Source organism: Hyalangium gracile, assembly GCF_020103725.1.
Taxonomy (GTDB): Bacteria; Myxococcota; Myxococcia; order Myxococcales; family Myxococcaceae; genus Hyalangium; species Hyalangium gracile.
Genome location: NZ_JAHXBG010000023.1, coordinates 122,912 through 134,973, shown reverse-complemented (window position 1 = coordinate 134,973; position 12,062 = coordinate 122,912). Strand labels below are relative to the sequence as shown.

Below are 12,062 nucleotides of genomic sequence, written 5' to 3'. Positions count from 1 at the left end.
CCCTGGCGTGCCGCACGGACGCGACTGACGTCGATCGAGCGGGGCTTCAAACCGAACAGATCCTCTCCCCTGATGGACACTCCTGCCCGGACACGCCCTGCTCTAGCTTGCGGCATGTCACTCGAACGCTTCTGTCGGAAACCCATGGCCGTAGCCCTGGCAACTGAGACGGTCCAGGTTGCCGCGGAGAAAATGGCTCAGCAGCACGTGGGCGCCCTCGTCATCGTGGACGAGCCGGGTATACCGATCGGCATCCTGACGGACCGGGACATCGTCTGCCGGGTCCTTGCGGGACGGAGGGATCCGCGCGCTACTTCCATCCAGGAGGTAATGAGCGCCAACCCCGTCGTCGTCCGAGTGAGCGACCGGATCGATGAGGCGGCGTTCACCATGCGCCAGATGGGAGTGCGCCGCCTCCCGGTCATCGATGTCGACGGGAAGGCCATCGGCATGGTGTCGCTGGATGACCTCATCGTGCTGCTCGCGGGAGAGCTGGGCCAGACCGCGGAGACGGTGCGGGAGAACCGCGGCCCATAGGGCACATGGGCATGAACACCTCTTGGCGGCCTCTCTACAGGGCAGGCGCGGTGGCGGCCATCGCTGTCCTCGCGCTGGTTCCCTTCCAGATTGCCATCTACGTGCTCTGGCCGCCGCCGGACACGGTGGAGGGCTGGTTCGCGCTGTTTCGCGCTCACAGCTTCATCGCGCTGGTCGACATGGACCTCCTGCTGATGGTCGACAATGTCCTCCTGGGGCTCATGTTCCTGGCTCTCTACGTGGCCCTCCGAGAGGTCAGTCCCACGTGGATGACCGTCGCCGTGAGCGCGGAGCTCGTGGCGATCACGACGTACCTCGGCTCGAACACGGCATTCGAGCTGCTCGCGCTCAGCAAGCAGTACGCCGCCGCCGCCACGGAGCAGGAGCGGCTGATGGCCCTGGCCGCGGGTCAAGCGATGATCGCGACCTGGCAGGGGAGCGCCTTCAATGTGAGCTATGTCCTCGGCGCCATCGTCATCTTGATCACTGCCACGGTCATGCTGCGCAGCCAGGTGTTCGGCAAGGCGACGGCCCTCACCGGGCTCGTGTTCGGCGCGCTGAGCGTGGTGCCAGCCTCCGCGGGGAAGCTCGGCATCGTCCTGTCGCTCCTCTCGCTCGTGCCGATGTGGCTCTGGCTGCTCTTGATCGCCCGGAGGCTCTTCCAGCTCGCGCATGGCGTGGAGCACACGGGCTCTTCGAGCCGAAGGCGGGGCGTCCCGTCAGGAGACAGCGGGCCCGCCCCGGAGCGCCGATTGCCGCTGGGAGCCTCATGAGCGCGTGGGGACGGGAACCGGGACACACGCACGCGGCGGACTGGCTGCAAGGCGCTCGACGCGCGGCCCCGCGCGCCCGGGCGTTGTAGGCTCCCGCGATGCTCCTGCTCGGGATTCCTCCGACACCGGCGCTCGCCCCCTGGGTGATGGGCTACTGGTTCATCGAGGACCTGGACGGCGTCTACGCGGGCCAGCCCATCCGCACGACCCCTCATGCCGCCGCCGTGCTGACGATCAACTTCGGCCGGCCGTGCACGGGGGAGTTCGCGGTGGGCGGGCCCCAGGCCTCCCTGCTGGGCATCCAGAGCCAACCGCGCTCGTGGACTTCTGGCGAGGGCTGCTCCTTCGTCATGGTCATGCTCAGGGCCCATGGGCTGGCCCGCCTCTTCCCTCGGACAGGGCTGGCGGCCAGCGACAACCAGCTCGAGCTGGGCTCCGTGCTGGGGGACGGCGTGGCGCGACGCCTGCGCGAGGATCTCTCTGGAGCCTGGGAGCCGCACCTGGTCGCCGCGCGCCTGGACCAGTGGCTGCTCCACCGACTGGCGGCGATCCGGCCGTCCACGGAGGTCGAGCGGCTCTCGCGTGCCTGCGAGGCGCTCCTGCGGACGACGCGGGTCGATGCCGCGGCCTCCGCGGCGGCGGTGTCGCGGCGCCAGCTCGAGCGCTGGTTCCAGTCGTACGTGGGCCACAGCCCGAAGCGTCTGGTCACCCTCCAGCGGATCCAGACGAGCCTGCATGCGGCCCAGACGGGCACGGGCGATCCGCTCGACGGCTACAGTGACCAGGCCCACCGGATCCGCTCGTGGCGGCAGTACCTGGGCGTGACGCCCGGTCAGTACGCGCGCTCGGCCATGTCCCCCATGGCCGCGCACTTCACCCGGGATCCGAACGCCGCTCCCGAGGGACTGGCTCACTTCCTCTGACCGCCTCGACCATGTCGCGTTCGTTCAATACGACCGCGCCGAGCGCCGCTAGCCTGCCCCCCTCTCCAGACCGAGAGGGACCATCGGATGTCACACCCCACGTCTCCACCGCTCCGCACCGGGTTTCTCGACTACCCCGAGGGCGAGACCGTCTGCCAGGCCTACGTCGCTCACGCGGAGTCGAGCCGTTCCCGGCTCCCTTGCGTCCTCGTCGCCCATGCCTGGGACGGACAGAACGAGAGCATCCGCGCCTTGACGGAGCGGATGGCTCACCAGGGCTACCTCGGCTTCGCCATCGATGTGTATGGCAAGGGCGTCCGAGGCGGCGAGACGGACGACAACTCCCGGCTGATGGCGCCCTTCCTGGAGGACCGGGGCCTGCTGCGCAGACGGCTCGAAGCGGGACTGGCCGCCGCCAGGAGACACCCCCTCGTCGACCCGGACCGCATCGCGGCGCTCGGTTATTGCTTCGGCGGGCTCTGTGTCCTGGATCTCGCGCGGAGTGTCCCGCCCGGCCTGAAGGGCGTAGTGAGCGTACACGGCATGCTCCATCCGCCCAGGCTGGGGCCGCAGGCGCCCATGGCGGCCCGGGTGCTCATCCTCCACGGCTGGGAGGATCCGGTGGCCCCGCCCGCGGATGTGCTGGCGATCGCTCGGGAGCTGACGGAGGCCCAGGCCGACTGGCAGCTCCATGCCTACGGCCACGCCATGCACGCCTTCACGTTCCCAGGCGCGAACAGGCCTCAGGCGGGGATCCTCTACAACCCCGCGGCAGCCCGACGCGCGGAGAGCTCCCTGCAAGCCTTCCTCGCGGAGGTCCTGGGCGATACCGGTGGGCAGGCGGAGCGGCCCTGACCCGACCGCCTCGCCGCACACCGCACCTGCCTCGGCCATGTAGCTCCGAGTCCGAGTCCGCCCCCGCGTCCGGTCCGCCCTCCTGCCGGGCTCACGCTGTCCGAACTGGTCTGCTTGTCATACCAGTTCGCCAGCGGTCCGCGCACAGGGCGGCCTCCCTGGCTGGACCGTTCCCAGGACACGGGGCCTGTCTCCAGGGTGCAGACACTTCTTCGGACCTCCTTTAGTCGACGGACATGAGCCAGCCAGGGAGGGCGAAGAGGCCCCATATGAGGGCCACGATGAGCGCGATCCCGAGCAGCATCGAGAGGCTCCAGGAGAGCCAGGTCCACCACCGATTCCGGCGCTGCGCCTCGTCGCAGGTGTCCTCGAAGAGCGCGGTATCGGCAAATGACTGCCATCCGCCATCGACCAGGACGAGGTCTGTCCCTTGGATTCGTCCCGCAAGCAGCTGCTGTCGGAGCTCGCCTTCGGTTCCTTCGAGCTCGGTCGCCTCGACCTGTCGTGCCCCTGAGACGAGGGCCTCGAAGACTCCCATCAGCCGCAGTCCCGCCGAGAGTGGCAGGGCGTAGAGGAGCGCAAACGGCCCGTTGAGCCAGAAGATGGCCCTCGCGTGCTGCTTGAGGTCCCTCTTGTCTTGCTGAACCTTCGCCTTCCAGTCCGCCAGGAAGGCAGCTCCGTCAAAGCGTCGCTTCAGCACGCGATAGCGCATCATCATGGGCGTGACTCGTCGAGAGCGGTGACGTGAGCCACCGGGAGCCACTCTACGAACGGTGCGGTCGTCGACACCAGCCCCCTGGAAGCCCAGGGCGGACGCGTCCAGCGCGAAGCCCTCGGAACCTCAACCCGGGAGGCGCTTCAGGCCACCTTCGCGCCCGGCACCGAACGCCATGCCTTGCGCCGAACGGTCAGCCGCTCGAGCGCGAAGAGCATGGCGGCCATCGGCGCCAGCAGGAGCAGGAGGAGCTCAGCGGGCACCTCGTTCTGGGAGTCGAAGAGCGTGGCGAGCATCAGCCCGCCCGAGAGGACGGCCCCCACCGCCCCTGGCCACGGGTGGCGCACGAACCACTGCGCCAGTGCCAGCGCGGCGAAGGGAAGGCTCAGTGCGACCTCGGAGGGAACGGGGAGTTTTTCCGAAAGCGGGAGCGTGCCGAGCAGCGGAGCGATGAACAGGAGCAGCACGACCTCCAGCCCCACCGTCACCGCGAGGCCGCGAGCGACCTTCCTCACCCGTGCTTCGTGCACCGCGGGATGCTGCTCGCATGCGGCGCAGAACGCGGTGCCGCCGAAGCCCTTCCTCGGAGCACAGGTGTAACATGCCAAAGCACCGCAGCGCCGGCAGGTGCCCACCGAGGGCAGCTGGGGATGCACCCGACAGCGTGGCGAGCCGTCCGCCACCTCGAAGCGAGCCACCTCCGGGGCCGCCGAATCCGAGCTCGTGACGTTCGGCTGGGATGGCACCACGGGAGCATCGACCAGCGCTCCGCCCATGAAGCTGTTCGTCACGCCCATCAGATCGTCGAGCATCCGCTTCCCCGCTCCGGCCTCTCCCGTGGCGAGCAAGGCATTCGCGGCGAGCCCCGCCTTCACCATGCCCACCAGGACGCCCAACTCGTTGGGCTGCTGATCCGGTCCACCCCTCTCCCCCGGGCCCGCCACGGACTTCAGGCTGAGCGCGCGCAGCAGGGTCGTCACGTCCTCTTCCGGGAGGCCCGACCGCAGCAGCCGCTCGCGCACGGTGGTGACCGGCAGGCCCTGCTCCACCAGGCGCTGCGCGAGCGCCCAGGGTGTCTCGGTGGGTGGTGTGGCGGATGTCCTCGAAGCGTCGTTGCTCAAAAGCCCCCCTGAGCCCTAACCCAGCAATCGCGTCCCGAGCATAGCCGATCGAGCCACCACGCAGCGGGGCCGCTCCGCCGCTCCCTCACGAGTGCCAACGAGGTGCTGCGCGGACTTGCCACGCGTTGAATGCCTCGGCGGCGCTGGTAGGGTGCACCGCTCCACGCACCTCGAGGGCCATTCCATGACCGGACGCACCATCGCCGCACCCACAGTGCTAGGGCTCCTGCTCACCGCGTGCGCCTCCGCGCCGCCGCCCTCCCCTACCCCGCCGCCGCCAGCCGCGGAGGCTGCAGCGCCCGCGCCCGCGCCCGTCGCCGCGCCACCCGCTCCTCAGGTTCTGGAGGCCGACGCTCCTCGGGCCACTCCCGCTGGAGCCACCTTCACCGCGCCGGGAGGCTGGTCGCTGCGCATGCGCGAGTCGTCCGTGGAGCTGAGCCCGCCGGAGCAGGACACGCACGTGGCGCTCGTCGACGTGAGCGCGACCGACGCCAATGCCGCCGTGGCCGCGGCGTGGAAGGTGCACAAGCCGGAGATGAAGCGGCCGCTGGAGGTGGAGATGGAGGAGCCCGGGCGCAACGGCTGGCAGGAGCGCAGGGTATACATCTACGAGACCTCGCCCAACGAGCGGCGAGTGGTGCGGGCCTTCGCGCTTCGGGCGGGCAAGGCGTGGACGGTGGTGCTGCTGGACGCCAGCGAGCCCACGATCGAGCGGCGACGCGCGCCCTTCGGGCAGGTGCTCACCAGCCTGCGCCCCGCCGGCTACCAGCGCGAGTCCTTCGCCGGGAAGACGCCGCACCCGCTGGATGCGGAGCGCGTGGCGAAGATGCGCGAGTTCGTGGCGAAGGCGGCGCGCGAGTTGGACGTCCCCGGCGTGGCCATCAGCCTCATCGACGGGGGCAAGGTCGTCTTCGAGGGAGGCCACGGAGTGCGCGAGCTCGGCAAGCCGCAGCCGGTGGACGCCGACACGCTCTTCCTGGCCGCCTCCAACACCAAGGCGATGACGACGCTGCTGCTGGCCCGACTCGTGGATGCCGGCAAGCTGCGCTGGGAGCAGCCCGTCGTGGAGGTGGACCCGAGCTTCAAGCTGGGCGACCCGGACACGACGGCCCGCGTGCAGGTGCGCCACCTGGTGTGCGCGTGCACCGGCATGCCGCGCCAGGACATGGAGTGGCTCTTCGAGTGGGAGCGTGCCACGCCCGCCTCCGCCATGAAGCTGCTGGGCACCATGCAGCCCACCAGCCGCTTCGGCGAGGTGTTCCAGTACAGCAACCTGATGGCCGCGGCCGCCGGCTACGTCGCCGGGCACCTCGCCTACCCGGACCGCGAGCCAGGCGCGGCCTACGACGCGGCGATGACGCGCGAGCTGTTCGAGCCGCTCGGCATGCGCGGCACCACGTTCGACTTCAAGCGCGCGCAGAGCACCAACCACGCGAGCGCGCACGGGCTGGATCTGGAGGGCCGCACGACGGTGATGCCCATGTCCCTGAACACCTCCGTCATCTTCGTGCGCCCCGCGGGCGGCGTGTGGACCAGCGCGCGCGACCTGTCGCGCTACGTGCAGCTGGAGCTGGCCAGGGGCAAGCTGCCCGATGGCCGGCAGCTCGTCTCGGAGCAGAACCTGCTCGCGCGCTACGCACCGCAGGTGCTGGCGGGAGCGGACCGCACCTACGGCATGGGGCTCGCGGTGGACACGACGTGGGGCGTGAAGGTGGTGCACCACGGCGGTGACTTGTTCGGCCACCACAGCGACATGCTCTGGCTGCCCGAGCACGGCGTGGGCGCCGTCATCCTCACGAACTCGGACGCCGGCGTCCGCATGCGTCGCCCCTTCATGCGCAGGCTGCTCGAGGTGCTCTTCGACGGCCAGCCCGAGGCGGAGGACGACGTGCGCGCCGCGGCGCAGCAGCTGCGCGCCCTGGTGAAGGCCTCCCGCGAGCGCGTCACCGTGCCCCCGGATGCCGCGGCCGTGAAGGAGCTCGCCGCGCACTACCGGAACGACGCGCTGGGCACCCTCACGGTGCGCACGCAGGGCACCCGCACGGTGTTCGATCTGGGCGAGTGGAAGAGCGCGATGGGCTCGCGTAGGAACGAGGACGGTACCCTCTCGTTCTCGACCATCGAGCCGGGCCTCGAGGGCCTGGAGTTCGTCGTCTCAAGCCAGGGTGGCAAGCGACAGCTCATCACTCGCGACGCCCAGCACGAGTACGTGTTCGAGGAGGCGCCTCCTCCGCGTGCAGGGAAGTAGGCCTCCCTGCCGTCGCCAGCACGTCCGAGGCTCACTCGCCAGTGGGACCACTCGCCCACTTCCCACGAAGCACACCATGTCCCGCCTCGCCGCCCCTTCGCTGACGAACCGTTCCCTGCGTCCCACCTCCACCGCGTCCACCCCGTGGCTCAGCGGACGGCGATCAAGCGCCCACCGCCCAGACGGCCCACCTCCGGGCTCAGTTCGAGTCCACCCCCGCGCGCCGTGCCGCCTCGCAGCTCTCGGGCATCGTGCGCAACGACAAGGTGCTCAAGGCGTCGGACGAGCTTCGCGACTTCCGGATCCCGGCCCAGGTTCGCCTGGACCGCCTCCAGCAGAAGGGCCCCCGCAGCGCGAGGACTTCCCGCCCACCATCTCCGGTACGTTCGAGTACCAGAAGGCCAAGAGCGAATACACGAAGAAGCTCCAGGCTCTGCTGGTCGAAGCGGGCCTCATCGTCTTCTGAGCGGCGGAAGGCCGCTCCGCGAGAAGTAACGGAGAAAGCACGGGAGCGCCGCCGGGGTGAGCCGAGCGTGTCGCGAACACGCGGCTGCGTAGTCTCACCACGCGCCCCCGAGCGCCCGTGACTCCCTCCCTCCCCTGCCGCACGCAGGTGGGTTGCATCATTCCACTCCAGCGCTGTGATGGTGGCCCTGAGCAGGGCTCCAGCGCCCGCGAGCGCGGTGAGAGCCAGCTGGCACGCCCCGTGCTGAAGCCGGCCCCCAGAAGGACGAGCACATCCGGTCGTCCCCACAGGGAATGCACACCATGTCACCGCACCTCGGGGCCCACGCTTTCATCGAAGAGCCACGGACGCAGCCGGATCCGCGCGGCACCACCGTACCCGATGAGGCTCGCGGCACACCGCGCGTCCAGGAGGAGCTCGTCGAGCCGGAGCGCATCCAGCTGGCGCTCATGACGGCGGTGTCCCTGGGGGGGCGGGGCCTCCTGCGCCGGGGCGGCCGGGCGACCCGCCTGGTGCTGGAGCAGGTCGATCTCAAGGCCAGGAGCCTCCACTGGCGCTGCGCCGCACCTGCCGAGCGGGGCGGCACGTTCCCGTGCGAGGCCGAGGTTGCGGGCTACAACTCGGTCTACCGCCTGCGCCTGCAGGAGGGCACCTGGGAGGAGGAGCGGCTCCGGACGCCGCTGCCGGAGCGCCTTGTCCGCGTCCGCCACAGGCAGCACCGGCGTGTCCCGCCGCCGCCCGCCACACGCCTCCATCTGCCGCTCCCCACCTGGCCCGGGCGGGAGCGAGAGGTGCTCGATGTCTCCTTTGGTGGGCTGGGTGTGCGGCTCCTGCCCGGGGAGTGGCTCGAGCCTGGACGGGTGCTGCCGTCCAGCGTGCTCGTCACGGAGGACGGGCAACCCATCCGCCTGCGCGCGGAGGTCCGTCACGTGTCGGCCACTCCGGAGGGAACGAACGTCTGTGGCCTGCGCGTGGAGCCGCTCACCGAGCTCGACACGGAGCGCTGGAGGGAGCTCGTCACGGGCTCGCTCTGCCCCGCCACGCGGACCGATGGAAGCTGGGTGGAGCCGCTGTGGCAGCTCTTCATCGACTCGGGCTACTTCAGCCTCGCGAGCCACTCGGCCGAAGCGTTCGAGGACCAGCGCACGAGCTTCCTCGAGCTCGGGAAGCGGGCCGCGAGCCTGCCGCACCTGATGTGTCTGACGGCATGGCCTTCCACTCGCGGCGTGGAGGGGACGCTCGCCTCCATGAAGCCGTACCGCTCGATGTGGCTGGTGCACCAGCTGGCGAAGCGGCCGGGCAGCCCTCCGCGCCCGGGCTCCACGGGTGAAGTCCTCCGGGACCTCTATGTCCGCACGGTGGAGCACGCGCAGAGCGATCCCGGCTTCCGCTGGCTGGGCGCCTATATCGAGGGGACGGTGCCGTTCGTCCACCGCGCGCACGCCGGCTTCGCGCGGAGGATGGAAGGCACGGGTCGGACGCTGCTGCTCCCCCTGCGGATGGTGGATGTCTCCTGCGCGGCGCCCGGCCGCGCGCTCTCGGAGGGACTGTCGGTCGGTCCGGCGACGCCTGGCGAGCTGACGCTGCTGGCCAGCGAGCTCGCCCGCATCCGTCCCGCCAGCTACATCGAAGCCCTGGATCTGAGCCTGGAGTCCCTGGATCTGGGAGCCGCGACCGGAGCCTGGCGTGAGGCCAGGCTGGAGCGGGAGCGTCACATCCTGGTCGCCCGCCATGGGGGCAGACCTCTCGCGGCGGCGGTGCTGGAGGTAGGCCAGCGCGGCTCCAACCCCTTCCGCCTGCTGGACGCCATGCGCCTGTTTCCACTGGCTCCCGAGGAGCCAGAGGCCCGCCAGGCGCTGCTGGACGCGGCGCGCGGATGGTACGCCAGCCGGGGCCGAGACACCTTCGTCCTCATGCAGGAGGACGGACTCGACAGCCACGCCTCGGAAGCCTCCCCGGCGGACGCGCACGGCGGCGCGCAGCCGTACCTCTGGCTCATCTCCGCGGAGCTCGTCCCCGAATTCCTGGAGCACATCCACACGCAGACAGCAGGCCGTCTGCCCACCCCACCCGAGAAGGAGCAGTCATGAACCTGATGAAGACGCTGTACCTGCCTCACGTGATGGAGACCCGAGCCCGCCTGGAGACGGAGCCCACGGTGCGAGCCCTGCTGTCCCCGGACATCTCCCCCGCGCTGCTGGAGCGCTTCATGATCGAGTGGTCCGCGCGCGGTGCGTACATGACCGAGCCGGTGGAGGGATGGATCCGCGGCGCGGGCGAGCGCTGCATCGCGCTCGGGATGGAGAAGCTCGGGCAGGGGCTCATCACCCACTCGCGGCACGAGGCGGGACACCACCTGATGACCATCGAGGACACGCGGGTGCTGGTGCGCCGCTGGAACCGGCGCTACGAGCAGCAGCTCGACGCGGAGGCCTTGATTGCCCAGCCGCCCACGGACGCCATGCGGGCCTACCGCCAGCTGCATGACGACACCATCACGAGCGAGCTGCCCATCGGCCAGGCGGCCATCGAGTACGAGGTGGGCTACCTGGCGGTGGAGCTGGTGCCGAAGATCCTCGAGCAGGTCACTCGGGTGCTCGGCCGCGACGCCATGGAGCAGCTGTCCTTCCTCAACGAGCATGCCGCGGTGGACGTCGGGCACACGGCGCTCAACGAGCGGATGATGGAGGAGGCCCTGGCGCCGCAGCCAGAGCGGGCCCGCAGGCTGGCGGCCATCGGCTCCAGGGGGCTGGACTGCTACCTGCGCTTCCTCGGGGACTGCCTGAGCGCCTCCCGAGGGGCGTGGACTCCGGTGAGCGCGGCGGCCTGAGCGCCCGACCTCCGACTGGCGGCGGGCGCTGAGCCACTCGCGTCCGCCCTCATCGCTCCAGGGCGAGCATCAGCGAGCCATTGGCCGGCAAGCGGTAGGCAATGACGCGCCGGCCCGTGGAGAGGTACGCCATCTTCGGCATCCAACCGCCCTCGCTGTCCACCAGCACCTCCCGCCAGATGCTCTGGCTGCGGGTGGTGACACGCAGCTCATCATCGCTCGGCTTGCAGGAGTTCTCATTCGCCCCGGCCGTGTACGAGCAGATGTAGAAGGCGATGGACGGCTCGTGCGTCCGAGGATCGATGGCCAGCGACGGGTACCAGCCGCCCGTACCCGACTCGTAGACGGGATCCGGCGTCGTCCAGTCGGCGGCCACGGTGCACTCCGTCGCCGTGGTGCCCGTGCACTCGGTGAAGGTGAGCCGATTGACGGAGCGCTCCAGCACCGCGATGCCAAAGCCCCGCATCGGGTCCCACGCCAGGGATGCGCCCCGCTGCGTGTTGGACACCGACTGCACCTGGAGGGGCTGCGTCCACGAGCCATCCGCGTTACGCCGCTGGAACAGGACGTTGGCCCCCGAGCCATCCGCGCCGCCAAACATCTGGTCGTGCACCAGCGCCGGCTGCCCGTCGGCCATCACCATGGAGATGTGGCCGCCATAGGCCTGCCTGTTGTTGCCGCCGGCCGCCACGATGCGAGGCGACCAGCTCCCGGGAGCGCCGGTGACGGCCTCGAGATCGCTGCCGGCCCAGTCCTGCTGCGGGAACTGGCCGTTGTGCCCGTCCCGGTACGCCACGATGGCCTGCGTGCCCTGGAAGACGAGGGAGGGATTGAGCCCCACCAGGAAGCCGCTGTCACTCACGGGATTGCCCGAGAGAGCCTCGTTGCTCAGCCTCACCGCGACGCTCTCCGTCCACTGGTTCGAGCCAGTACGGAAGGCCACCGCCGTGTCGCTCTGGAGCCAGAAGACCGACTGATCGCTCCCGCCTCCCAGGTAGGCCACCGCCGGCCGGCCGTTCGAGTCGAACGCGAGCGACAGCCCATACACGCGCTGCACGGTGGCCACCTTCTCGGTGGCGGAGACCTGTCCGTTGTCCACCTGGATGTAACGGATCTCGTAGTCGGCCGAGGTGGGAGTGACGCGAGAGAAGTACGCCACGCCGAGCACGTCTCCCGGCCCGACCGCGAGGGCCAGCGGCTGGAGCTCGTTGGCCGTCCCATCGAGCGTGAGCCTCGTGAAGGGCGGCTCCTGGTGGGTGCCTCCATCCGAAGTGCTGCCCCCATCCGGGATGCCGCCCCCATCCGGAATGCCACCCCCATCCGGAATGCCACCCCCATCCGGAATGCCACCCCCATCCGAGGTGCCGCCCCCATCCGAGGTACTACCCCCATCCGAGGTGCCGCCCCCATCCGAGGTGCCGCCCCCATCCGAGGTGCCGCCCCCATCCGAGGTACTGCCCCCATCCGGAGTGGCGTCATCGTCTTCCTTGCAAGCGGCCAGCGCGAGCAGCAGGCACAACGTCAAACACCGCCTTCTCATGAAGTCTCCCTCGTCACGGCTCTCGAATGGGCTCGGCTATCGGAAGTGGGACTG

10 protein-coding genes are annotated in these 12,062 nt (G+C 70.1%); 7 read left to right on the top strand and 3 right to left on the bottom strand.

Going from position 1 to position 12,062, the window contains the following annotated elements; all coding sequences use genetic code 11:
• The first annotated feature begins 72 nt into the window (after positions 1-72).
• From KY572_RS35535 to KY572_RS35520, 4 genes are all read left to right on the top strand, one after another.
• Positions 73-537 carry a CBS domain-containing protein gene (locus tag KY572_RS35535; protein WP_317987943.1) on the top strand — a complete coding sequence of 155 codons (465 nt, stop codon included), beginning with the start codon at positions 73-75 and terminating at the stop codon, positions 535-537.
• Between the two features lie 11 nt (positions 538-548).
• Positions 549-1,310, top strand: a complete 762-nt coding sequence (locus KY572_RS35530; RefSeq protein WP_224248132.1) for a hypothetical protein — start codon at positions 549-551, stop codon at positions 1,308-1,310.
• Positions 1,311-1,408: 98 nt separating this feature from the next.
• On the top strand, positions 1,409-2,233 hold the full coding sequence (locus KY572_RS35525) for a helix-turn-helix domain-containing protein (RefSeq protein ID WP_224248131.1): 825 nt from the start codon (positions 1,409-1,411) through the stop codon (positions 2,231-2,233).
• An 87-nt stretch (positions 2,234-2,320) separates the two neighbouring features.
• Positions 2,321-3,088 (top strand): dienelactone hydrolase family protein, encoded by a 768-nt coding sequence (locus tag KY572_RS35520; protein ID WP_224248130.1) that lies wholly within the window; start codon positions 2,321-2,323, stop codon positions 3,086-3,088.
• A 223-nt stretch (positions 3,089-3,311) separates the two neighbouring features.
• Here the strand turns inward: KY572_RS35520 and KY572_RS35515 are convergent, their stop codons facing one another.
• The gene (locus KY572_RS35515; protein WP_224248129.1) at positions 3,312-3,788 is read right to left on the bottom strand and encodes a hypothetical protein; all 477 of its coding nucleotides are present in this window, start codon (positions 3,786-3,788) and stop codon (positions 3,312-3,314) included.
• Positions 3,789-3,946: 158 nt separating this feature from the next.
• Entirely contained in the window at positions 3,947-4,924 is a 978-nt protein-coding gene (locus tag KY572_RS35510) for a hypothetical protein (RefSeq protein ID WP_224248128.1), read from the bottom strand.
• A 184-nt stretch (positions 4,925-5,108) separates the two neighbouring features.
• Between KY572_RS35510 and KY572_RS35505 the strand changes: the two genes are divergently transcribed.
• From KY572_RS35505 to KY572_RS35495, 3 genes are all read left to right on the top strand, one after another.
• Entirely contained in the window at positions 5,109-7,172 is a 2,064-nt protein-coding gene (locus KY572_RS35505) for a serine hydrolase domain-containing protein (protein ID WP_224248127.1), read from the top strand.
• A gap of 768 nt (positions 7,173-7,940) precedes the next feature.
• Positions 7,941-9,728, top strand: coding sequence for a PilZ domain-containing protein (locus tag KY572_RS35500; protein WP_224248126.1), 1,788 nt, complete (start codon positions 7,941-7,943; stop codon positions 9,726-9,728).
• Entirely contained in the window at positions 9,725-10,468 is a 744-nt protein-coding gene (locus KY572_RS35495) for a hypothetical protein (RefSeq protein WP_224248125.1), read from the top strand. Before KY572_RS35500 ends, KY572_RS35495 begins: the two co-directional genes overlap by 4 nt.
• Before the next feature lie 49 nt (positions 10,469-10,517).
• Here KY572_RS35495 and KY572_RS35490 read toward each other — a convergent pair whose 3' ends face one another.
• The gene (locus KY572_RS35490) at positions 10,518-12,008 is read right to left on the bottom strand and encodes a hypothetical protein (RefSeq protein ID WP_224248124.1); all 1,491 of its coding nucleotides are present in this window, start codon (positions 12,006-12,008) and stop codon (positions 10,518-10,520) included.
• Positions 12,009-12,062 lie beyond the last annotated feature (54 nt).

Excerpts from the sequence above, each read along its gene's own strand:
- KY572_RS35535 (WP_317987943.1), top strand. The coding sequence starts at position 73 with ATGGACACTCCTGCCCGGACACGCCCTGCTCTAGCTTGCGGCATGTCA.
- KY572_RS35505 (WP_224248127.1), top strand. The coding sequence starts at position 5,109 with ATGACCGGACGCACCATCGCCGCACCCACAGTGCTAGGGCTCCTGCTC.
- KY572_RS35530 (WP_224248132.1), top strand. The coding sequence starts at position 549 with ATGAACACCTCTTGGCGGCCTCTCTACAGGGCAGGCGCGGTGGCGGCC.
- KY572_RS35495 (WP_224248125.1), top strand. The coding sequence starts at position 9,725 with ATGAACCTGATGAAGACGCTGTACCTGCCTCACGTGATGGAGACCCGA.
- KY572_RS35490 (WP_224248124.1), bottom strand. The coding sequence starts at position 12,008 with ATGAGAAGGCGGTGTTTGACGTTGTGCCTGCTGCTCGCGCTGGCCGCT.
- KY572_RS35525 (WP_224248131.1), top strand. The coding sequence starts at position 1,409 with ATGCTCCTGCTCGGGATTCCTCCGACACCGGCGCTCGCCCCCTGGGTG.
- KY572_RS35520 (WP_224248130.1), top strand. The coding sequence starts at position 2,321 with ATGTCACACCCCACGTCTCCACCGCTCCGCACCGGGTTTCTCGACTAC.
- KY572_RS35500 (WP_224248126.1), top strand. The coding sequence starts at position 7,941 with ATGTCACCGCACCTCGGGGCCCACGCTTTCATCGAAGAGCCACGGACG.